Below are 20,430 nucleotides of genomic sequence, written 5' to 3'. Positions count from 1 at the left end.
AGATCGATCGAGACCATCAGCAGATCGCGAATTGGTTTCAGACCTGGCCCACACACACACGCATGGCGCTTGGCCGGAAAGCGGAGCCCCCCGGCCTCCACAATGGCGTAGATATATTGCGCCGCCGGAAAACCACCTGCCACATCAACGTGGTAGTCGTGCCGACGCAGGAGAAAATCGTCCGATCAAGGCCGCCATGTGCGGCCTTGGCAAGTGCGAGAAGGTCGTGCATGTGTTTCTCCTGGAATCGGATGAAAAATCCTCTCTTCTCAGGATATCAATAGGTTGTTGGATAAGCAACGTGAAGCATTGCGTTATGTACAACGCCCAATGCTGGTACCTTAGATGGGGGCCTAACCATCCAGAGGTGCGTTGCTCAACATTCAGGGCAAATGCTCATGTTTGGTGGCAATATCGGGCCACATTTCGGATCTGCCCATGGGTTGCGCACTGAGGTTGCCGAGGAACTCAACATGATCTTGATGGGGGAAAGAGTGTTCGGATTTGGCTCCCAGCGTGTTGGCCCAGAATCGAGGGTCCTGCCTGAAGGCAGCAAAGCAGTTAGGAGCCACAGTGAGTTATCCCATTGGCAAGCGCGGACCTGGACACTGGAGCGAACAGACGGTATAGTTGGAAATGTCGAGAGAGCTGACTGCCACAGCAGTCGAGCCAGCAGCAGCCGGGGTGGCCGCTTATGGCCAGCTGGGTGGACCTCCGCCTGCTCGCCCGAAAGAAGTCTCAGGAGCACGAGCCAGCCGAGGAAGCCGCGCGGGAGGAGGCGGCCACGCCCAGGCGCAACTCTTTCCAACTCACCAACAAGGGCATGGCCGCGCGTGTCATGCCATGCTCGCCTTTGGCATGCTCGATGAAGAGACCATGCACGAGCCGTTCCCAACGTGCACGCGTCTGAGAGGCCCCAACCTGTTTATCCCGTTTTCCCCGCAACAGATCTGGAAGGCGCTCTTCCGCCGAACTGGTTCTGGGGTGACAGAAGGCATGAGGGAGGATGGGAAGAGCGACCCGTATCCCTCTCCGCTGAGCACGGCGGAAGCCAGGATCACCGATGTGCAGGCCGAGATACCGACAGGCATCCCGGCGTACAAATTCGGTTCGAACGATGGATGGTTGGTGACCCCGGACGAACTGTCTGCAGCCCTGGCTGCCTACGATGCCTGCATCGCCGATGGCGTCGAGCCTCCCGCTTTCACGTGGTGGGGCGACTGGATCAACTACCTGCGTCGTGCGGCCAGCCATGGCGGGTTCCGCGTGTGGTAACGAACTCGTTGAAGGCAAGGTTAATAAACTGAAGTTAATCAAGCGGATGGGCTATGGCCGGGCGGAATTCTCCCTCCTGCGCCAGCGAGTGCTTCATGCTCTGTAAACAAAGATGGAACAAGAGCCAGAACTGCTCTAGAGCGAGCGATGCAGCAATGTGGTAGATATATCATTACTTCTCAGAACGGGCCAAAGCTTCGCCTCCTGAGAAGCAGATCACCGCGTATTCGCTGGAGAAGGAACGCCCAGTAAAGAGATCCACAGTTTGAAAGGAAGCACTCATTTTGTTATTGACCTGGTTTTGTAGAAGAAAGAAGGAGGGGATGCTGCTGGCAGTTCTCCTTTTAAAAAAAGACTGAGGTGCCCAGCAGCAGTACAATGAGCAATGAGGAACTAGATATCCGCTCTGAATGTTTTCCCCAGTTCTGTTCCCAGACCAAAGTAATGGCGGAAATTATAGATGAGGGGGTGCCATGCCTCAGGATTGATATGTCGCTCACCCTCAATGATGCTCTCGTGAGCATGAATGCGAAGCACTTCCGCCTCAACAAGAAACGCGGTCTCTTGCTGCTGGAAAGGACGAATATCGCGAACGCTTGCCTCAAACTGCAGCGGACATTCTGCAACTCTGGGAGGTGCGACGCATTCGGACTGGTGAGGAGTTAAGCCTGCCGCGGCAAATTTTTCCTGCTCATAGCGGAATTGCGCTGCTTTTGCTGCCGGGACCGGATTTTTTCCCGTTAAGGGAGCCAGGCGCTCTACTGTTTGCCATAATTGGTCGGTAGGAAAATTCAGGACACATTCTTTCGTACGTTTCAAATTATCGATGGTCTTCCCTGTGGCCCCCAGACCCAGGACTACCGTATAGCCGAGCGCCCAGGCTGAGGACATCGGCGCGAGATTCACACTCCCATTCTCATTGAGCGTACTGATGAGAACAACAGGCGTCCCAAAGTATAGAATAGATGGTGTAATAGCATGAAAATGATCAGGGCTCAGTGCAAGGTCTTGTTCTAAAGAGATGTACTGATTTGTCATAATATCCTCCAGAGAGAAAAAGCGTTTGAACCGCGATGAGGGAGCATCATCGTTTCCTGTCTTAAAAAAGGGCGCGTTGGTGAGGGCCTTGATCCCTCGCATGTTCGCCAGGGCCACTGCCTTCCTTCGCGCCTTGTTGGCACGTGCCTATTGTAAAACAGGAATATATCGTGTACTATCGAAATATGAATACACAACCCGATATTGCTTCCATTGCTTTTCTCATTGGCGAGCCAACACGTGCCACGATCCTCACTGCACTGCTTGGGGGCGTGGCTCTGCCAGCAAGCGAACTGGGCTCCCGATGTCAACTGACACAGCAAACCGTGAGCGCACATTTGGCGAAGCTGGTTGCCGGAGGGCTTCTTGTGGTCGAACCTCGTGGGCGGCATCGCTACTATCGGCTTGCCAGTGCTGAAGTTGGACAGGCGCTCGAAGCCTTTCAGGTGATTGCTCCTCGTCCCCCAGTCCGTTCTTTGCGACAATCTGAAGAAACCAGAGCGCTCTGCCTTGCACGCACCTGTTATGACCATCTGGCTGGAACACTTGGCGTAAGCATCACACACGCCATGCTCCAACGCGGCTATCTCAGAGAAGCCGACAATAACTATGTGCTCACCACGGAAGGAGAGCAGTGGTTCACTCACCTGGGCATTGATCTGCCTGCGACGAGACAGAAGCGAAGAGCATTTGCAGTCCCTTGTCTGGATTGGAGCGAAAGACGCCATCATCTTGCGGGCGCGCTTGGTGCGAGTCTTGCTTCCCAGTTGCTCAAGCAAGGATGGATCTTACGAGTACCAAGGAGCCGGGCAATCCGTCTCTCTGAGGCCGGGCAAAGAGGTCTATCGCAAGAGCTCGATCTTCAATTTTAGGGCAGAAAGAAGGTGAGTTCTTTGTTTTCCCTGTCTTTGCCAAACGCTCGCGTAAAAAGCCAATGTCTCCACAAAGGAGAGAAGTGACAATGCGTCGTATCCAGGGGGTTGGCAGGAAGTGGTTCTTGTTTTATCAGGACCATACTGCTGTGTTTAGGGGATGCCATAAATATTACTGTCATGGCATCCCCCTTTATGAACACTGGGACTCCTAGAGAAATGAGAAGATCTCGCTACTGATCAAGAGCGCCAACAGTACACACAGCAGGAACAGTTGGGGTGACATTGCCAGAATGGCTCGTGTTTCCTTTGCAAACTCTGGATCAACCCATCGTATTCCTGGAAGCATGCTTGCCCCAAGCATAGAAAGCCAGTAGAGTGCCGCGACGACGACCCCAAGCTGGAAATGAACGTGTTGATCCCCACCAGGATACCACAAGAACCACAACGCGAGCAGTCCCAGCAAGACACCCAGGGTGATCGTTTGCCCGTTATGAAATTTTGGATGTGGTGGCCAATGAGGATTGCGCATATGCTGCTTCGCTGTGGCAGGAATCACCAGATCTGCTAATGCACCTCCCAGTGCCGTTGCGATCGCCACCAGGCTCACCAATGCTTTTGCTATCAACAACCAGCTATCCATAGTGTTTTTCCTTCTTTCCGTCTACACGACGTGTGTTTCTTTAGGGTTTTCCCGTGGCAGAGCTCACTTTCTTTTTATTGGACCCTGACCGTCAAGTTCATGTTAAGGTGGATCGTACAATAGAACCTGAATGTCCCAGCGGTGGGAAAAGGGCCAACCGTGGCTTGTGCGTTTCCGTTGATCTGCATATTATTCACCTCTGGCGCGCTCGGCTCGCTGACTGATTTTGCAGTGTCATTCTCCCACGTTCCATTTGCAATGATGTGGAGCGTAAGCGAATCATCGTTGATCAGCGTCACGCTTTGCCCTTTCTGAATGGTGATCTCCGCCTGGACAAAATTGGCGCTCTCCATGTGCACTTCCGTCCCCGGCGCAGCGTGAGCAGAATCTCCGTCTGTCCCACAAGCCGCCAGGATGGAGACGAGCAAACAGCTCAATGCCAGAAAAGGAAGCAGTCTCTTCATCAGCATGGGATCTAATTTCCTATAGTACAAGCTGCGGCTGTCTGCTTACCTCACTGGCTGTTTGCTTGAGACGCAGGTAACGCATACCGGTGGTACCGAACAACACGAGCGCGCCCAAGCCAACCAGCAGATGGGCGGTTCTGATCAGCCAGTGGAGATCGCCAACAAGCAGCGTCATCTGGATCATCCCAAAGACAGGCACGAGGGGCGCATAAACGAGGCTCACAGTGCCCAGGAGCCTTGTTCCTCTATTGAGAACCGCTATAATCCCAAGCGTCAATAGCGCGAGAACGAAGATCAAACCAAACAACGCGTGAACGATTTGAAGCATGGTCGGACTCATTCCGGTAATCCAGATGAAGAGCCCGAGCACCAGCACTCCCAAGCCTGCTATGCCTCCTACCCAATGCAAGATATGTACCGTTGTTTTCATAGAACTATGCCTTTCTGTCAAAGCCGAGGAAAACTGTTCCCCGCTCTCCCATGTCAGGGCCTTTCACTTTTCTCCTCCCGCTTTCCTCCAAAATTCCTCTAAAATTGGAATGCCCTGCTTTTATGTGACCATGTTTTGTCGTTGGCATTCTCATTTGCTACAATGAGAATGTATAGGAAGAGGAAGAGGGGAGCAAGTACGCAATTTTATGTGACAGAGATGAGCCCATCACATGCTCACCCACTAAAATGGAGTCACTTCTTTATGACACGTGTAAAAAAGACTGCTGCATGCCCGATTGGAGGAGTGGGAGTGGGAGGCAAATGGATGTTCTGGATCTGGTATCATCTGCTCAGCGGAACCAAACGCTTCGGCGAATTACAGCGGCTCATCCCGGGAGCCAGCCGACAGATGCTGACCCAGGAGTTACGGGAATTAGAGCAGGTAGGAGTGCTGCGCCGAAAGGTGTATGTACAGGTCCCTCCAAAGGTGGAGTACTCGCTTACGGAATTGGGATGGCAAGCAGAGCCGGTGGTGCGCCAACTCGAAGCCTGGGGGAGGTGGTACGGCGAGCAGGTTCATCTGGAGTTTGATTGGATGGTCAGCCTGGGAGGCAAATGGACGTTTTGGCTCTGGTATCATTTGCTCAGTGGTCCCAAACGCTTTAGCGAGTTGCAGAAGCTGCTTCCCGAGATCAGCCGGCAGGTACTCACCCTGGAACTGCGGAAATTGGAACAGATGGGAGTGCTCTACCGACAAGCCTCTTCTGGGGAAGAGACAAAGGGAGCATACGCGCTTACAGAATTGGGACGAAACTCAGAGCCGATCCTGCGTCAGTTCTATGCCTGGGGCAGATGGATTTGTGAGCAGCTTGACCTGGACTACGATTGGCCAGTGCTAGATGAACCAGTGGTGCGCGCGAGCTAGCAAGGAAACCACGATTCTGGGCCTCTTCTCAGTCCAGGGTCGCAGTTTCCTTGCGCATTCATCAGGTTATTTTGTCTCTTCAAACGTATAATCGAATGGTATAGAATAGATCTCCTGATGGAGTTCGCTTTCAAGCGTTGCCTGTCCGCATAGACCACTGAGTTGATCGGTGCCTGATCCAGGGACCACCGTCAAGGTCATCTTGAGCTTCCCATGATCAAACGTGCCGATTTGTTGGAAGACAAAGCTGCCCGATCTTCCATCAACACTGCCCGTCACCTTTTCCAGTGCAATTGTGCTGCCTGTAAGATTCTTGTTCTCGGCAATGAGATACTGGATACTGCCTTCGCCTTCAATGATGCCCTCATAGCGATGAAGGATCTCCACGCGGAGGAGGTTCGTGCCTGGAGCCTCTGTTTTGTCATGCCATGTTTTCCGGTGCCAGTCCTTGACTGAACGAGTAGTATTTGCTTGTGTCACAATATCCTCTTTTCAAGATGTATTTGAACTTCATTTCCAAAAGTTCATACAGGAAATGTACAAGAGAAAGAGAACGCACACAAGTACGTAATTTTATGTGACAAAGATGACAGAAAAAGAACCATTTAGAATGGAACACCTCGCGAGGAAATACTAAAAAGAAAGGGAATTGATCTGTATGCAACAACTCTGGGAGCGTCTTGAAGCATGGTTTCAGAAGGAGGCGCCAGATGAACCGCTCTCCCTGCAACCAGGAGCCACAGACCAGGAACTGCAAGAAGCCGAAGTTATGGCACCTCATGCTCTGTGCTTACTGGCGGCAGCCTGTGGAGCAGGTAGCTGACGGCGAAGAACTGTTCGTAGGTATCCCGTTCCGGATCTTCCAGCGCCTGATAGACCTCGCGACCCACGGCTTCGAGCAATTCCTGGATACGTGCTAATCGATCCGCGGGAGCAGTACCAACTCGTGCGCGAACCGCATCTCCGGTATATGTCCTTCAAAGAATGTGCTCGCCCTGATATACTCCTGGCGCAGCGCCTCCAGTGTGCCCTCCACCAGTTCCTGATCTCTGGCTGTTTCTTTTGTCTCTGGCGCGAGGGGTACCACGCGCGCCACGGCGCGGTAATATTTCTCGATCACACCGCCTTTTGGCTGCTGGGAGACAATCTCTATCAGCCCCGCCGCCTGCAGCTCGCGCACATGGAAGTGCAGGCGCGGCGGCGAGACCTGCAGCAGCTCGCCGAGCTGTTTGTTGGTGCAAGGCGCGTTGGTCAACAGGCCGAGCACACGCTGCCGCAGCGGATGGGCGAGGGCGCGAATATGCTCGGGCATCTCCAGGATAAGCTCGTCTCGCATTGGTAGCTCCCTTATGAAGCGGCAATGAGAGAATGAGGCGTTAATCGAGCACTGGCTGCTCACTGCCTGAGATCTTACCATCGTCTTACTCACCTCCAGCCCGCTCTTGTGGTCATTCCACCCGCAAGCTCTAAACGCGCCTCCGGCGTTCCTTCAAAAGAAAGGTGGTCATGCATTTTTTTGCAGTGTGGAGCACTGCAAAAAAATGCATGACCACCTTTATAGTGGGCTAGGCAACGGCGCGCGAGGTAGCGCAGCGTCACACCGACAGCGTCACATGATAATCTTTCAACCACTCGTTGGTCTGGATAACGCGCTCGCACAGGAAGGCCGTAGCTTCGTCTGGCAACCCTGGAACCTTGCCCTCCGCTACCGCGCGGACAACTTGCGTATTCATCAATGACTGAGCCGGAGCGTTAGCATCGTTTACAATCTCCAGCGTCCAATCGCGTACCGCATTCACATAGGTTGGATTTTGCGAGGTAGGATAGGCGCTCTTCTTGCGCTTGCGTGCATCGTCTGGCAAGATACCCGTCAAAGCCTCGCGCAAAATGCCCTTCTCGATGTTACCAGTCGTTTTCATCTCCCAGGGGATGTTCCAGACGTACTCTACCAGGCGATAATCGCAGAAAGGCACACGCACCTCGAAACCGGTCGCCATACTCATCAGATCCTTACGATCCAGGAGCATAGGCAAGAAATAGGTCAAATTGAGGTAGAAGATCTCGCGCATCCTCGCTTCTCGCGCGCCCTCCCCGTCCAGTCGTGGCACCTCGGCAATGGCTGAGCGGTATTGTTGATTCATATACTCAAGCGGATTCACCTTTTGCGCCACGTCAGGAGCAAGCCAGGCCATCAATGATCTGCTGTGCCTAGAGCCTCGCGTGGTAGCCATTTCCGCCATCCAGGGGAACGTCTGCGCATTGAAAGCGGCTTCGCTATGAAACCAGGGATAGCCGCCGAAGACCTCATCAGCCGACTCCCCGGAAAGAGCCACCTTAGCGTCCTGTTTCATCCGCTTGAACAACAGGTAAAGTGAAGCCCACCCCTGACCAACGCCTGGAAGATCATAAGCATGTAATGGAACTAGCATATTCTCTATCAATTCAGGTGTATCCACGGTGACGGTATGATGCATCGTCCCGGCATAGTCAGAAACTCTCTGTACCCACGGCGCATCTAAAGAAGGACGGATGCTGCTGCCCTGGAAATGTTGAGCGCTATCGACATAGTCTATGGAATAGGTGTGCAGTTGTTTGCCTTCCTGTTTAAATTCAGCCGCCGCCAGTGCTGTCAGCCCGCTCGAATCCAGTCCACCGGAGAGCATAGCGACGACGGGAACATCGGCAATCAACTGTCTCTTCACGATATCACGCAGTAACGTTCTGATATGCTCAGCAGTTGTTGGCAGGTCGTCAGTATGCGGCTCACTGTGCAAAGACCAGTAACGGCTGATGCGCATACCGTTATGATTACACACTGCTTTATGTGCGGGCCGCAATTCGTGGATATCACGATATATAGCAGAACCGGGGGTATGTCTGAAGGCAAAGAGCTCGACCAGCCCCCGCACATCAACCTCCGCTTTTATCAACGGATGGGCCAGCAGTGCTTTCAATTCCGAGCCAAACAGAATCGTGTTGCCACGTTGAGCATAATAGAGCGGCTTCACACCCAGATGGTCACGCGCAAGGAGCAATTGCTGCCGCTGCTCATCCCAGAGGCCAAAGGCGAAGATGCCATTGAAATGCTGAACGCAGTCTTCACCCCATTCGGCATAGGCAGCGAGCAGAACCTCCGTGTCGGATTGCGTGCGAAAGCGATAGCCACGCGTTTCTAACTCGCGCTTAAGTTCGCGAAAGTTATAAAGTTCTCCATTATAGGTCAATGCATAGGTGCGCTGCCCCACCTGATAGAGCATTGGCTGCCCACCATTCGCTGGATCGATCACTTCCAGACGGCGATGTGCCAGAGCCGCATGCCTGGAGAGCCATTCTCCTTGTGCATCGGGTCCTCGGTGACACAGCGTATCCGCTATCTGTTTCAACGTTGAAGTCTGGCTGGTAAGGTCGTTCTCCCAGTCAATCCAGCCTACGATACCGCACATGACGTTGTTCCTTTCTGGAGATATTGAAAGTCATTGCCATTCCAAGCGATATGCCATGCAAAACATCTTTACCAGAGTAGTGTTGGGGCCACCCAGGACCTTCCGATTCTCGAAAAGGCGTTTTTCTTGTGACCGCGCTCCATCCTCTCTCAAATCCTTCCGCGCAGATCTCAAGAAAAAGCGCCCAACGGAGCAGATAGCAGGCCGATCTGCTCCGTTGGGTGCTGTGACACTTAATGTACAGGTTGCTGTCCTTCTCCCTCGAACGTGATCGGGAGGCGTTTGAAGCCGAACAGAACCCGTCCCTCGAAGAGCTGGGGCGACTCTTCATAGGCGACCCGCAGATGGGGCAATTGTGTGAGAATTATAGGCAACGCAACCGCCGCCTCCATGCGAGAGAGAGGCGCACCGATACAAAAATGGACGCCGTGTCCAAATGCGACATGCCGATTCGGGGTTCGCGTGGGAATGAAGCGCTCTGGTTCGGGAAATTGCGCGGGATCCCGGTTCGCCGAGGCCAGCCAGGCAAAGACCATCTCATCCTTAGGAATGGTGACACCCGCGATCGTGACTGCCTCTTTCGTTGTTCGTGAGAGACGCCAGACCGGCGATGCGTAGCGCAGAACCTCTTCAATGGCTGACGGCATTAATTCGGGTTGCCTGCGTAGCTGTTCTAGCGCCTTAGGGTGTTCATCAAAACAGCGGATTGCCTGGCCGAGGAGATTGGTCGTGGTGACATGCCCAGCCAGCAGCAAGATGGTGCAAAAGCTGATGGTATCCTCCATGCTCAGGTGCTCCCCATCGATCTCAGCTTTGAGCAAGTCACTCATCATATCCTCGCCTGGTGTACGCTTGCGCTCCTCAAGCATCTGCCAAAAGTAGTCTGACATTTCCTCGAAGGTTTGTGAGAGACGCCGCATTTCTGGATGGTCGCGTTGCTCGTCTTCAGGTCGGGAAAACTCAGCATCATTCAACTGAGCGCTCAATAGCGCGTCGGCCCAACGCTTAAAGAGTGGTCGATCACTGCTTGGTACGCCCAGGAGTTCCGCAATCACAATGGTGGGCAGGGGATAGGCGATCTCTGTGGCGAAATCCATCTTGCCTGGCTCGCGAGCCTCGCCCAGCAGTTGCTGGGTAATTTCGGTGACGCGGCCTCTTAAACGGTCAATCGCTCGGGGAGTAAAGGCGTAGGAGACCAGATTGCGATACTGCCGATGCTCAGGCGGATCCATGGTGAGAAGGCTTCTTCCCATGCGCACCTGGCCATTTTGGGTTCCCTCAGCCCTCCGTGCAAACCTGCCTGGTCTTCTGCGCTCTGAAGAGAAAGTAGAATAATCAGTGGCAACAGTACGTACATCATCATACCGAAATACATGCCAGCATCCACTACTCTCATCCCGCCATACTGGCTGCGTTTGGCGCATCTGCTCAAACCAGTCATACAATCTCTGTACATCGTCCAGGGTCGAAGGTGTTTGAAGCATCGTAGAATCCTTTCCAGTACCTTGCCATCTTCTTATGGCTTTCTTCGCATCGTACCTTCAAAAAAGAGGCGACTTATCTGAGCAACACCTTCCTCGACTGACAATTGTTCCAGACTCCCTAATGGTTCACGCCTACTCAAGGAAAGCATATGCCAGAAGAGCCGTGTCATCAACTCGGTTGAAATGGTCGGGTCGAACAAACCTTCAGTCTTGCCTTCCTCGAACATCACCTGAATTCGCGCTTTTGTTCGCCGCAAGCGCTCATAAAGCATTTCCTTTTTCTCTTGCAAGCCTCTGTAGATCTCTCCATTCGTAGAGGCCAACTGAATCAGTTGCATATGAGAACTACCCCGTTGCTGATAGATAAAGGAAAGAATCGCTTCTAATCTGGCGCGAGTTCCGAGAGGAGAAACTGAAATTCGTTCGACAGCCTGCTCAAAGAGGGTAATACTGCGTTCAAAGAGGGCGCAGGCCAAATCAACTTTGCGCGCAAAGTGCTGATAGAGCGTGCCTTTTGCTATACCAGCGTGGATAGCGATCTCGTCCATAGATGTGTCGTGATAGCCCTTTTTGGCAAACAACTCTTCAGCTACATCCAGAATCAACTCTGCTCGCTGCTGGCGCAACCGTTCTTTGATCTGGTAATAAGGAGCCACGATCTGACCACTCCCTGATGCAAGATACCCGTTCTCTACGCTACAACATACAAGCACAATATTTAAGCATAATGCTAGACTAGCACGTTCAAATTATAGACTCGAAAGTCATATTCCGTCAAGGAGATCCCAAGAAAGTTCCCAAGGCTTTCCCATTTTCAAAAACAGCACACTGACCAGTGAGGATGAGATCAAGTGCCTGCGTCCCCCATCATCTCGGGCTGGCCCAAGTTTGAACCGTATGGTGTGGCTTTGACCACGTATCACGAGCTAAGACTGGCCTTGCCCCAGGTCCGAGACAGGAATGAATTTCTCTCTTGATCAGACGAAAGGAGTTGTTATGACTGATGAGTCCTATCTCCAACAACACACCCTGACGCCTGGACTCCGCTCGTTTCTCCACACGCTGCGTAAACGCGAGACGGTGGAACTGGTTGACTGACAACTGAGATAATAACAGCATGATACAATGATCCTGTTACGACCCCCGATAGGGTACTGTGCTCTGGTCAGAGCAAAACAGGCAAGAAAAGTAACTCTGTTTCCCTAAAAGGAGGTGCGCCCATGAAAAGATGGTTCAGTCTTATGATCCTATCGTGTTGTCTCTCACTGCTCATCGTATGGAGCGGGACAACAATCATACCAGCAGCATACACGTTGTGATGAGAGAATCAGACCATGACAATGCATAACCCTGTCACACCTGACGCCATTTTCCAGATTGCGAGCGGTTTTATGGCGTCGAAACATCTGTTTGCCGCCAGCGAGCTCGGACTTTTTGAGTACCTGGCCGAGGGCCCCATGACGTTAGAGCTTCTGGCGCAAAGGATAGGGATTGCCTGCCCAAGACTACGTATCATCGCTGATGCAATGGTGGCTCTGGGTTTGGTCGAATGCCACAATCAGTGGTATCAGAATAGTCCAGTGGCTACTGCCTTTCTCAGTGGAGATTCCTCTCCTGATCTCCGCCCATTCCTGCGCTTCTGGAACCAGATTAGTTACCCGGCATGGCAGCAGTTTGAAGCACGTCTTCGTACCGGTCAGGGCACATTTGAACCTGCAGACGAAGAGCGGATCAGAATGTTCTCGGAAGGGGTGGAGGCCATCACCAGTGGGGCTGCCCAGGCACTCGCCTGCACCTATGACTTTGGTCGCCATTGCCAGGTACTCGATCTTGGCGGAGGAAACGGATCGTTTCTGCTGGCGCTCTTAGGCCAGTACTCTGCCCTCAAGACCACCCTCTTTGAGCTTCCACGTGTGGCAAGACTGGCACGCAAGCGCTTGGAGACGTCCCCTGTGGTTGAGCAGATTACCATAGTTGAGGGAGATTTCTTTCAAGATCCCCTTCCACCTGATCATGATTGTGTTCTTCTTGCTCACGCTGTGCATATGTTCTCACCAGAACGAAACCTGACCTTGCTCCAGCGCATCCATGCCGCTGTTTCTTCTGGTACGCGCCTGTTGCTGGTCGATTTCTGGACCGATACCACCCATACCCATCCCCTGTTTGCCACGCTCATCGCTGGCGAGTTTCTGGTTGCCACTGGCGAAGGCGATGTGTATAGCGAGGAAGAGGTACGTACATGGCTGCGGCAAAGTGGCTGGCGCTACCTGACGCATCTGCCTCTCTCAGGAGCCTCTAGCCTCATCATTGCCGAAGCATGACAATGAGTGGACCTGAGAAGAGCAACAGGTAAGCAGGAACTTGCCCTCATCATTGAGGGATCAGCCACGACAACTGTATTTGAGGAGTATGTCGAAAGGATATTGGCCCCCGGTTTAGCCGCAGGGCAACTGGTGATCATGGATAATCTGGCAGCGCACAAATCGACAAAGGTACAGGAACTGATCGCGGCCAGAGGGAGCCAAGTGTTGTTTTCGCCTAGTTATTCCCGGAATATATCTGACTCAGGCCTGGAGCACCTGGATGCCTAGAGCACGTAGTTCCTCAATCATATCTGACGGCGTTTGCTCATCGGTGATAATCTTTTGAACGGCGGTCAATGGCGCGACAATACTTGTTGCCACCTTACCAAACTTTGTATGGTCGGCCACCAGGATCACTTCACGGGCACATTGTACGATGACACGGTCGGTTATGGTCTCCAGGGGATTTATATTGGTCAGGCCATCTTGCAGACTAATCGCACGCATAGAGATAATGGCTTTATCAGCACGCAGGTCTTTGAGTGTTTGCTCAACAATATGACCGATCATTGAAAGCTCAGAATGGCGTACGACGCCTCCTGTGATGATCAATGTGATATTTTCATTGCCCGCCAACTGGTAAGCAACGTTCAGAGCGTTGGTGATCACAGTCAGGTTTTTCTTGCTCTCCAGGGCACGTGCGACCTCGAATGTGGTTGTACCAGAACCCAGGAAGATGGTCTCGCCATCGTTGATCAACGAGGCAGCAACGCGCCCAATACGCTGCTTCTCCTCTCGATTTTCAATACCTCGTTGGACCACTGGTGGCTCGGCCGTAGCAACCTCCGCGATACTCACGCCACCATGCTCACGTCGGACACGCCCCATTGACTCTAACTTTTTTAGATCCCGCCGGATGGTCGGCTCACTCACCCCCAGATGCTCGCTTAACTCGGTCACCCGCACATGCTGTCGCTCTTGAACAATATACAAAATTTGTTCAAGTCTCTCTGTTGTTAGTTGCACGTCTTTATTCTCCAATGGACACTTTCTTTGCCCTGGTCTTACTCTTTGAGGATTAGCAAAAATAACCGAAAATGATCATCTTTGATTGAAATTATAGAGAGCCATCCGTATTCCTGTCAAGAATACGTTCTATTCTGAGTTTATCTCGTTCTCAACCTTGACAAAGGAGCATATCAATGTTATATTCGAAAAATAATGATCGGAATATTGATCATATATGACGAATTTTGATCAAAGCATGTTCTTGTAACATAGGAGCAATGAAGCTGACCATCTCTATGGGCGAGAAACTACACGCGCAAAACACCTATTTCCGTCTGCTCCCTAATGTAGGTCAAGGTTAGCCGGTTTTACAAAAATACTCTCTTGATGACGGCGGGACGTACGCTTGGACAGTTGCTCTTCTGTTCACTGGCTGCCTATGCCTTTGCCCGTATTGAGTTTCCTGGGCGTGATATTATCTTCGTCGTGGTGCTTTCGGTATTGATGGTTCCCAGCTATGTCTTCCTGGTCCCTCAATATCTCATCATGAAGGACCTTCACTGGCTAAACTCAATGCAAGCGTTAATTGTACCGGGCCTCTTTAGCTCGTTTGGGACCTTCTTGCTGCGCCAGTTTTTCCTCAGTTTACCTAAGGAGCTTGATGAGGCCGCTTTTCTGGATGGAGCCAATCATTTCCAGATCTACTGGCATGTCGTTCTGCCATTAGCAAGGTCGGCATTGATTGCGCTCGCTATTTTGACTATTCTCTGGTCCTGGAATGATCTGATCTGGCCTCTGGTGGTCAATGATTCCCCCGATAAGATGATCCTGGCCGTAGGCCTGGCATCCTTGCGGGGAGAGCATGGCACCGATTTCCCGGCCTTGATGGCCGGTGCTGTGCTGGCATCCTGGCCAATGCTTGTTATGTTTATTATCTTTCAGAAGCAATTTATTGAAGGTATTGTTATTACTGGCTCCAAGGGCTAGTGGTTTCAATCTGGCTAATTCTGCTTCTGTCTATGCTGGAAAGGATTTATGAGATGTCTCCTGTTACACTGCTGGTTATTGGTGCTGGTAATCGAGGAAAGGTTTATGCCCGCTATGCTCTGATGCATCCCGGCCAGGTGCGAGTTATCGGTGTGGCTGAACCACGAGAGTTTTTTCGTACGCGTATGGCGCAAGAGCATGATATAGCGCCTGAGAATGTCGTTGCGGACTGGCAAGAATTGGCAGCACGACCCAGATTTGCCGACGCGGTGCTGATCACGACTCCTGATGCGCAACATCGAGATCCAGCCGTCGCCTTTGCGAACCAGGGGTATGATATCTTACTGGAAAAGCCCATGGCTCCTGATCTAGAAAGCTGCCAGCAGATTGTGGATGCGGTGTTAGCGAATAAGAGTATTTTTGCCGTCTGCCATGTTCTGCGCTACACAACCTATACCCAGCGCCTCAAGGCTCTGGTCACTTCGGGCTTGATCGGCGATATTGTCAGTATTCAGCATCTGGAGCCGGTGGGATACTGGCACTATGCACACTCGTTTGTTCGCGGCAACTGGCGCAACGAAGCTGAGTCGTCGTTCATGCTGCTAGCCAAATCCTGCCATGATATCGACTGGTTGCGCTATATTGTAGGGAGCCGCTGCGTCCAGGTCGCCTCCTATGGCTCCCTGTTGCTCTTCCGCAAAGAGAATAAGCCCGTGGCGGCAGGCGATGCCATGCGTTGTCTCGATTGCGCCTACGAGCCTGATTGCCCTTATTCCGCGAAGCGCTTCTACAACAAGCGGCTGAGTGAGGGGCAGATCGGTTGGCCGCTTGATGTGATCACAACCGATTTCTCCATGGCAGGTGTTGAAGCTGCCCTACGCGATGGTCCATATGGTCGCTGTGTCTATGAATGTGACAATGATGTAGTCGATCACCAGGTCGTCAACCTGCAGTATGAGAATGGTGCGACCGCGTCGTTTACCATGATTGCCACAAGCGAAACCAGAGATCGCGAGACGATCATCTTTGGCACACAGGGTGAACTGCGTGGCAACGGCAAGCAGTTCGTCCACTATGATTTTCTGACCGAGCAGACCAACACGTATGAGATCGAGCACCTGGCGGGCGAGAGTGGACATGGTGGTGGTGACTATGGAGTGATGAAGAACTTTGTGGAGGCCGTTACCCGGCGTGACCCCAGCCTTATTCTCTCTGGCCCCGAAGAGTCATTGGAGACCCATCTTACCGTCTTCGCAGCCGAGCAGTCACGACGCGAGAACCGTGGTGTACAGCTGGCATTCTAGCCCTGGCTATGTTTAAAGAGGAATGCGTATGCAGCGAGCAGAGCAAACAACAGGAGCGCATATCGAAGAGGATAACCTCGTTGTCGGCGTGGACGTAGGTGGTACGAAAATCGCGGCTGGTGTCGTAAACGCACAGGGCCAGGTTTCTGGCCGCATCAAGCTTCCGACGGATACCAGCAGCGTGGAACATACTCTACAGGCTATTGCGTTGAGTATTAGAAGCGCCATCCAGGCTGCGCATGTGCCCTCACAGCGTATCAAGGCCGTTGGCCTGGGCATTCCAGGCATAGTTGACCCGGCGCAGGGCGTCTGCCAGCTCTCGGTCAACCTTGGCTGGCAGCATGTGGCGGTGAAAGCCTGGCTTGAACGCGAATTGCAGCTCCCCTGCTTCATCGAGAACGATGTAAGTGTCGCGGCCCTGGGAGAAGGCCTCTATGGTGTTGGCAAGGGACAGGAGAATGCCGTCTATCTTAGCCTGGGGACTGGAATCGCCGCCCGAGCGATCATTCATGGACGACTCTACCGGGGTGCGCATGGGATGGCTGGGGAGATAGGGCATACCGTTTTTGCCCCCTCTGGTCCTCTTTGCCGCTGTGGCGCCAGGGGCTGCCTGGAGGCGTTGGCTGCGGGTCCTGCCCTGGCCCGCAACGCCGAGGACAAACTTCAGCGAGGGGAGTCATCCCTGCTAGAAGGAATTATGCAGGAACAGGCAGTAGCAGATCTGCGCGCTGAACATGTCTTTGAAGCCGCGGCCAGGGATGATGCACTGGCTGGGCAGATCTTGCGCGAGGCCGGACAACATCTGGCATATAGCATCTACCTGTTGGCAATGATTTTTGATCCGCAGATGGTCGTTATCGGTGGAGGGCTGGCTGTGGAGGGAAGTCCACTGATTGGGGCGACGCGTACGGGGCTCACACATTGGATGAAGCAGGCTCCTGTTTTCCGTGAAATGCTCAGCCAGGACGCGGTCCGCCTGGCAAGCTTACAGGGAGATGCCGGTATCGTTGGCGCGGCCGCCCTGGCTATTGCTGAAGCTAGAACAAGGAGTTTTCTATAGTGAGTAATACAGAACAATTGATTCCAGGTATCTACGAGACACACACGCTGCATGAAATTTTGACCCAGCCGCTTGCCTGGCAGGCCGCGCTGGATGTGGTGGTGGCGAACCAGGAGGTTATCCAGACCCTCTGGAAAGCAGAGGAGTATTCTGACATTATTGTCACAGGGTGCGGCTCAACACACTATCTCTCGCAGGCTGTTGCGCCCCTGCTCCAGCGCCAGCTGGGCAGACGAGCGCGCCCCATACCAGCCTCTGAGCTACTGCTCTTCCCCGAGACCATCATCGGGCCTGGCAGCCGTCCCCTCCTATTTACGATCTCACGCTCAGGCCAGACTACCGAGACCATTCGCGCTACCGTGCTGTTTAAGCAGCGCTATGGCGGGCCAGTCATTACCATTGGCTGTTATCCGGAGGCGGAACTGGTGGCATTGAGTGACCTGGCACTGGTGATGCCCGAGGGGCAAGAGCAAAGCGTTGTACAAACGCGCTCCTTTAGCGCGATGCTGCTGGCAGCCCAGGCCGCGATTGCCCTGGCTCATGAGCCTCAATTTCAGACGATGCGCAGCTTGCCAGGACTGGGTGAGCGCTTGATTGCGACCCATCACGACCTGGCAAAACAGCTCGGTGGAGATACTCAGTTCGAGCGCTTTTACTTCCTCGGTTCGGGTCTGCAATATGGCCTGGCCTCTGAAATCAATCTTAAGATGAAAGAAATGTCGCTCTCTGTCTCTGAGGCGTTCCACTTCATGGAGTTCCGTCATGGCCCCATGTCGATGGTCAATGAGCATACACTGGTGGTTGGCCTGCTCTCGGATACAGCCAGTGCCCATGAAATAGCTGTCCTGCGCGAGATGCGCGCCCTGGGCGGCAAAACGCTGGTGCTTTCCGAAGACCCCATTCCTACAGAGGCCGCTGACTTCCAGGTCAACTTCCACTCGGGCCTGGCGGAGAATAACCGCGCGGTCCTGTATCTGCCACTACTTCAGCTTCTCAGTTACTACCGGGCGCGTACCAATGGTCAGAACCCTGATCATCCCCATAACCTGACGGCGGTGATTGTGCTTGACGCGGAGAGGTAAGGGATGATTGTGACTGTCGTGCCTAATCCCGCGCTCGATAAGACGATTGTCTTGCCTCATTTCTCGCTGGGCAGAATTCACCGTGCTGGAGAAGTAATCATCCAGGCGGGTGGAAAAGGCTTCAATGTTGCCAGGGCACTACATACGCTGGGGGCTCAGGGACTGGTCATAGGTCCCGTCGGAGGTTATGCCGGGAAGCACCTGCTGGCCCTGGCTCGCGAGGAGGGGCTCCAGGTCGATATGGAGGAAGTCGCCGCTGAACTGCGTACCTGCCTGACTGTGGTTGATCCCGCAGCCGACTACTGCCTGACTGAGATCTATGAGCAGGGAGCACCACTGACCAGGGCTGAATGGGATGCTGTGGTACGTCGAGTTACCAGCGCGCTCACACAAGCAGCCTTCCTGGTGATCAGTGGCAGTTTCCCACCGGGAGTACCAGAGGATGCTCTCCTCATGCTCCTGCGGCAGGCGAGGGCAGCCTCGGTGCCTGTCTTTCTAGACACTCACGGCGCACAGCTCCCCGCCGCGCTGGCGTATCACCCCGCTTTACTCAAAGTCAATCAGTTCGAAGCTGGGGAACTGCTCGGATATCCGCTTGCAGATTCCCTTCAGGCGCTAGAAGGTGCCGCCGAGTTGCAGAGACGAGGTGTGCGGGAGGTGGTAATTTCACTTGGGAAAGCGGGCGTCGTGGGGTGTACAGCCGAGGGCCAGCGCTTTGGCTGGACGGCACCAGCAGTGCCTGCGCTCTCCTCGACTGGGAGCGGTGATTGCCTCCTGGGAGGTATCGCCGCCGGGCTTATGCGCGGTCAGGGATTGATCCAGTCCGCACGCCTGGGTGTTGCGGCGGGGGCCGCAAATACACTGCAAATAGGAGCTGGCCGCCTGTACCTCTCTGATATTGAGCGATTGCTGCCGGTTGTCAAGGCCATATCACTGGGCGGCTAGCAAACACCTCTGCTCGCATGTTGTGTATAGAAAGAAGGTATGCATTGGGAAAGGTACAGATCAGTCGCGGGAAATTTGAGCATATACAAGCCTGCGCCAACGCGGAGGGCATCATCGCAGCCGTCGCTATGGACCAGCGTGGCTCGCTCAAGAAGAGCATGGAAAAATTGGCCGAGGGGAGTGGCACACCAGAGGCGATTACGACCTTCAAACGCAAGGTCTCGCAGGTTCTGACGCGCCATGCAAGCGCAATTCTGCTTGATCCCGAATATGGTTTACCTGCTTTAAAGAAGCGCGCGCCTGGTCGGGGAGCACTTCTCTCTTACGAAGTCACTGGCTACGATCCCCAGACTATGGGACGCTTGCCGCGTCTTCTTCCAAGCTGGAGTGCGCGTCGGCTCGTTGAAGTGGGGACCGACGCGGTCAAAATTCTCCTGTACTATAATCCTATCGATGAAGGGTGGATAAACGAAATCAAGCGGGCCTTTGTTGAGCGCGTAGGTGATGAGTGCAAGGCGCTCGATATTCCCTTCTTCCTCGAGCCACTGGCCTATGATAACGTGCATCCTGAGCAGAGCTTTGAGTTTGCCTGCTTAAAACCCGGCTATGTACGCGCGATCGTTGAAGAGTTTTCGCAGCCGCGTTATGGTGTCGACATGTTGAAGGTGGAGGTCCCTATCAACAGCGCCTATTTAGCTGGCAGTCTGGGTTTCAAGGGGAGCGAGGTCGCTTATGATTGGCAGGCGGCCAAAGAGCATTTCCAGGCTGCCGCCGGGGTCAGCAAACTCCCCTTCCTCTTTTTAAGCGGCGGCGTGGATGATGCCATTTTTCGTGAGCAGTTAGAATTAGCAGCCGAGGCCAATGTCCCCTTCAGTGGCGTCCTCTGCGGTCGTGCTACCTGGAAAGGCGGTGTCCCAGTCTTCGTCAACGACGGCGAAGCGGCTCTGGAAGATTGGTTGCAGGACCAGGGCGTGCAGAATGTGCAGGCCCTCAACTCAGTACTAAGCCATTGCGCCAGGCCATGGCACACCATCTACGGTGGCCTGGAAGCTATCGAGGTAACAAATTAGCGCTCAGTTCCTCAAAGCTAAAAAGATCTCCTCATGAGAGTATGTTTTGTTTCTCTCTCATTAAAGGTCTCTTTTCTTGTTCCGCTGCTAGC

21 protein-coding genes and 2 pseudogenes are annotated in these 20,430 nt (G+C 53.4%); 12 read left to right on the top strand and 11 right to left on the bottom strand.

The genetic code is table 11. The features are described from left to right. Positions 1 to 37: 37 nt before the first annotated feature. Complete coding sequence (locus tag JMJ04_RS41270) at positions 38 to 232, bottom strand: hypothetical protein (protein WP_201376233.1); 195 nt, start codon at positions 230 to 232, stop codon at positions 38 to 40. A 404-nt stretch (positions 233 to 636) separates the two neighbouring features. On the opposite strand from JMJ04_RS41270, the gene JMJ04_RS41265 reads away from it, so the two are divergent. Continuing rightward, on the top strand, positions 637 to 1,275 hold the full coding sequence (locus JMJ04_RS41265) for a hypothetical protein (RefSeq protein ID WP_201376232.1): 639 nt from the start codon (positions 637 to 639) through the stop codon (positions 1,273 to 1,275). A gap of 393 nt (positions 1,276 to 1,668) precedes the next feature. On the opposite strand, the gene JMJ04_RS41260 is transcribed toward JMJ04_RS41265, so the two are convergent. Then, positions 1,669 to 2,313: a flavin reductase family protein gene (locus JMJ04_RS41260; protein WP_201376231.1), complete on the bottom strand. Its 645-nt coding sequence runs from the start codon at positions 2,311 to 2,313 to the stop codon at positions 1,669 to 1,671. 170 nt (positions 2,314 to 2,483) lie between these two features. Between JMJ04_RS41260 and JMJ04_RS41255 the strand changes: the two genes are divergently transcribed. Further along, positions 2,484 to 3,185, top strand: a complete 702-nt coding sequence (locus JMJ04_RS41255) for an ArsR/SmtB family transcription factor (RefSeq protein WP_201376230.1) — start codon at positions 2,484 to 2,486, stop codon at positions 3,183 to 3,185. 211 nt (positions 3,186 to 3,396) lie between these two features. Here the strand turns inward: JMJ04_RS41255 and JMJ04_RS41250 are convergent, their stop codons facing one another. The 3 genes from JMJ04_RS41250 to JMJ04_RS41240 form a co-directional block, all read right to left on the bottom strand. Continuing rightward, positions 3,397 to 3,828, bottom strand: a complete 432-nt coding sequence (locus tag JMJ04_RS41250; RefSeq protein WP_201376229.1) for a DUF6640 family protein — start codon at positions 3,826 to 3,828, stop codon at positions 3,397 to 3,399. 74 nt (positions 3,829 to 3,902) lie between these two features. Further along, positions 3,903 to 4,298 (bottom strand): cupredoxin domain-containing protein, encoded by a 396-nt coding sequence (locus JMJ04_RS41245; RefSeq protein ID WP_236039052.1) that lies wholly within the window; start codon positions 4,296 to 4,298, stop codon positions 3,903 to 3,905. A 13-nt stretch (positions 4,299 to 4,311) separates the two neighbouring features. After that, positions 4,312 to 4,725 carry a hypothetical protein gene (locus JMJ04_RS41240; RefSeq protein WP_201376228.1) on the bottom strand — a complete coding sequence of 138 codons (414 nt, stop codon included), beginning with the start codon at positions 4,723 to 4,725 and terminating at the stop codon, positions 4,312 to 4,314. A 264-nt stretch (positions 4,726 to 4,989) separates the two neighbouring features. Between JMJ04_RS41240 and JMJ04_RS41235 the strand changes: the two genes are divergently transcribed. After that, positions 4,990 to 5,652, top strand: a complete 663-nt coding sequence (locus JMJ04_RS41235; RefSeq protein ID WP_201376227.1) for a winged helix-turn-helix transcriptional regulator — start codon at positions 4,990 to 4,992, stop codon at positions 5,650 to 5,652. A 147-nt stretch (positions 5,653 to 5,799) separates the two neighbouring features. On the opposite strand, the pseudogene JMJ04_RS41230 reads toward JMJ04_RS41235, so the two are convergent. Further along, positions 5,800 to 6,132 (bottom strand): annotated as a pseudogene (locus tag JMJ04_RS41230) (DUF3224 domain-containing protein); the annotation flags it as partial. A 230-nt stretch (positions 6,133 to 6,362) separates the two neighbouring features. On the opposite strand from JMJ04_RS41230, the gene JMJ04_RS41225 reads away from it, so the two are divergent. Then, positions 6,363 to 6,572 carry a hypothetical protein gene (locus JMJ04_RS41225; RefSeq protein WP_201376225.1) on the top strand — a complete coding sequence of 70 codons (210 nt, stop codon included), beginning with the start codon at positions 6,363 to 6,365 and terminating at the stop codon, positions 6,570 to 6,572. Here the strand turns inward: JMJ04_RS41225 and JMJ04_RS41220 are convergent. The 4 genes from JMJ04_RS41220 to JMJ04_RS41205 all read right to left on the bottom strand — a co-directional run bounded on the left by JMJ04_RS41220 (position 6,569) and on the right by JMJ04_RS41205 (position 11,205). Further along, positions 6,569 to 6,988 carry an ArsR/SmtB family transcription factor gene (locus tag JMJ04_RS41220; protein ID WP_201376224.1) on the bottom strand — a complete coding sequence of 140 codons (420 nt, stop codon included), beginning with the start codon at positions 6,986 to 6,988 and terminating at the stop codon, positions 6,569 to 6,571. The genes JMJ04_RS41225 and JMJ04_RS41220 overlap by 4 nt on opposite strands. A 259-nt stretch (positions 6,989 to 7,247) precedes the next feature. Further along, positions 7,248 to 9,095: an asparagine synthase (glutamine-hydrolyzing) gene (gene asnB / locus JMJ04_RS41215; protein WP_201376223.1), complete on the bottom strand. Its 1,848-nt coding sequence runs from the start codon at positions 9,093 to 9,095 to the stop codon at positions 7,248 to 7,250. A gap of 233 nt (positions 9,096 to 9,328) precedes the next feature. Next, positions 9,329 to 10,579: a cytochrome P450 gene (locus JMJ04_RS41210; protein ID WP_201376222.1), complete on the bottom strand. Its 1,251-nt coding sequence runs from the start codon at positions 10,577 to 10,579 to the stop codon at positions 9,329 to 9,331. 32 nt (positions 10,580 to 10,611) lie between these two features. After that, a complete protein-coding gene (locus tag JMJ04_RS41205; protein ID WP_201376221.1) occupies positions 10,612 to 11,205 on the bottom strand; it encodes a TetR/AcrR family transcriptional regulator in 594 nt (197 codons plus the stop codon). Positions 11,206 to 11,913: 708 nt separating this feature from the next. Here JMJ04_RS41205 and JMJ04_RS41200 point away from each other — a divergent pair. Continuing rightward, on the top strand, positions 11,914 to 12,900 hold the full coding sequence (locus JMJ04_RS41200) for a methyltransferase (protein ID WP_201376220.1): 987 nt from the start codon (positions 11,914 to 11,916) through the stop codon (positions 12,898 to 12,900). Positions 12,901 to 12,906: 6 nt separating this feature from the next. Then, positions 12,907 to 13,170 carry a transposase gene (locus JMJ04_RS41195; RefSeq protein WP_201376219.1) on the top strand — a complete coding sequence of 88 codons (264 nt, stop codon included), beginning with the start codon at positions 12,907 to 12,909 and terminating at the stop codon, positions 13,168 to 13,170. Here JMJ04_RS41195 and JMJ04_RS41190 read toward each other — a convergent pair. After that, positions 13,144 to 13,908, bottom strand: a complete 765-nt coding sequence (locus JMJ04_RS41190) for a DeoR/GlpR family DNA-binding transcription regulator (protein ID WP_268887432.1) — start codon at positions 13,906 to 13,908, stop codon at positions 13,144 to 13,146. The two genes, JMJ04_RS41195 and JMJ04_RS41190, sit on opposite strands and share 27 nt — an antisense overlap. Before the next feature lie 345 nt (positions 13,909 to 14,253). On the opposite strand from JMJ04_RS41190, the pseudogene JMJ04_RS41185 reads away from it, so the two are divergent. The 6 genes and pseudogenes from JMJ04_RS41185 to JMJ04_RS41160 all read left to right on the top strand — a co-directional run. Then, positions 14,254 to 14,877 (top strand): annotated as a pseudogene (locus JMJ04_RS41185) (carbohydrate ABC transporter permease); the annotation flags it as partial. A gap of 53 nt (positions 14,878 to 14,930) precedes the next feature. Then, entirely contained in the window at positions 14,931 to 16,181 is a 1,251-nt protein-coding gene (locus JMJ04_RS41180) for a Gfo/Idh/MocA family protein (RefSeq protein ID WP_201376216.1), read from the top strand. A gap of 28 nt (positions 16,182 to 16,209) precedes the next feature. After that, positions 16,210 to 17,241 (top strand): ROK family protein, encoded by a 1,032-nt coding sequence (locus JMJ04_RS41175; RefSeq protein ID WP_201376215.1) that lies wholly within the window; start codon positions 16,210 to 16,212, stop codon positions 17,239 to 17,241. Then, positions 17,241 to 18,323: an SIS domain-containing protein gene (locus JMJ04_RS41170; protein WP_201376214.1), complete on the top strand. Its 1,083-nt coding sequence runs from the start codon at positions 17,241 to 17,243 to the stop codon at positions 18,321 to 18,323. Before JMJ04_RS41175 ends, JMJ04_RS41170 begins: the two co-directional genes overlap by 1 nt. Positions 18,324 to 18,326: 3 nt before the next feature. Then, positions 18,327 to 19,268 (top strand): 1-phosphofructokinase family hexose kinase, encoded by a 942-nt coding sequence (locus tag JMJ04_RS41165; protein WP_201376213.1) that lies wholly within the window; start codon positions 18,327 to 18,329, stop codon positions 19,266 to 19,268. 44 nt (positions 19,269 to 19,312) lie between these two features. Beyond that, a complete protein-coding gene (locus JMJ04_RS41160) occupies positions 19,313 to 20,338 on the top strand; it encodes a tagatose 1,6-diphosphate aldolase (RefSeq protein ID WP_236039050.1) in 1,026 nt (341 codons plus the stop codon). The last annotated feature ends 92 nt before the right edge of the window (positions 20,339 to 20,430 follow it).

Source organism: Ktedonobacter robiniae, assembly GCF_016587375.1.
GTDB classification, from domain to species: domain Bacteria; phylum Chloroflexota; class Ktedonobacteria; order Ktedonobacterales; family Ktedonobacteraceae; genus Ktedonobacter; species Ktedonobacter robiniae.
The sequence above is the reverse complement of the archived record's forward strand: the minus strand, read 5'-3'. Positions and strand labels throughout refer to the sequence as shown.

Excerpts from the sequence above, each read along its gene's own strand:
- JMJ04_RS41270 (WP_201376233.1), bottom strand. The coding sequence starts at position 232 with ATGCACGACCTTCTCGCACTTGCCAAGGCCGCACATGGCGGCCTTGAT.
- JMJ04_RS41265 (WP_201376232.1), top strand. The coding sequence starts at position 637 with ATGTCGAGAGAGCTGACTGCCACAGCAGTCGAGCCAGCAGCAGCCGGG.
- JMJ04_RS41260 (WP_201376231.1), bottom strand. The coding sequence starts at position 2,313 with ATGACAAATCAGTACATCTCTTTAGAACAAGACCTTGCACTGAGCCCT.
- JMJ04_RS41250 (WP_201376229.1), bottom strand. The coding sequence starts at position 3,828 with ATGGATAGCTGGTTGTTGATAGCAAAAGCATTGGTGAGCCTGGTGGCG.
- JMJ04_RS41245 (WP_236039052.1), bottom strand. The coding sequence starts at position 4,298 with ATGCTGATGAAGAGACTGCTTCCTTTTCTGGCATTGAGCTGTTTGCTC.
- JMJ04_RS41240 (WP_201376228.1), bottom strand. The coding sequence starts at position 4,725 with ATGAAAACAACGGTACATATCTTGCATTGGGTAGGAGGCATAGCAGGC.
- JMJ04_RS41235 (WP_201376227.1), top strand. The coding sequence starts at position 4,990 with ATGACACGTGTAAAAAAGACTGCTGCATGCCCGATTGGAGGAGTGGGA.
- JMJ04_RS41225 (WP_201376225.1), top strand. The coding sequence starts at position 6,363 with ATGAACCGCTCTCCCTGCAACCAGGAGCCACAGACCAGGAACTGCAAG.
- JMJ04_RS41220 (WP_201376224.1), bottom strand. The coding sequence starts at position 6,988 with ATGCGAGACGAGCTTATCCTGGAGATGCCCGAGCATATTCGCGCCCTC.
- asnB (WP_201376223.1), bottom strand. The coding sequence starts at position 9,095 with ATGTGCGGTATCGTAGGCTGGATTGACTGGGAGAACGACCTTACCAGC.
- JMJ04_RS41210 (WP_201376222.1), bottom strand. The coding sequence starts at position 10,579 with ATGCTTCAAACACCTTCGACCCTGGACGATGTACAGAGATTGTATGAC.
- JMJ04_RS41200 (WP_201376220.1), top strand. The coding sequence starts at position 11,914 with ATGACAATGCATAACCCTGTCACACCTGACGCCATTTTCCAGATTGCG.
- JMJ04_RS41180 (WP_201376216.1), top strand. The coding sequence starts at position 14,931 with ATGTCTCCTGTTACACTGCTGGTTATTGGTGCTGGTAATCGAGGAAAG.
- JMJ04_RS41175 (WP_201376215.1), top strand. The coding sequence starts at position 16,210 with ATGCAGCGAGCAGAGCAAACAACAGGAGCGCATATCGAAGAGGATAAC.
- JMJ04_RS41165 (WP_201376213.1), top strand. The coding sequence starts at position 18,327 with ATGATTGTGACTGTCGTGCCTAATCCCGCGCTCGATAAGACGATTGTC.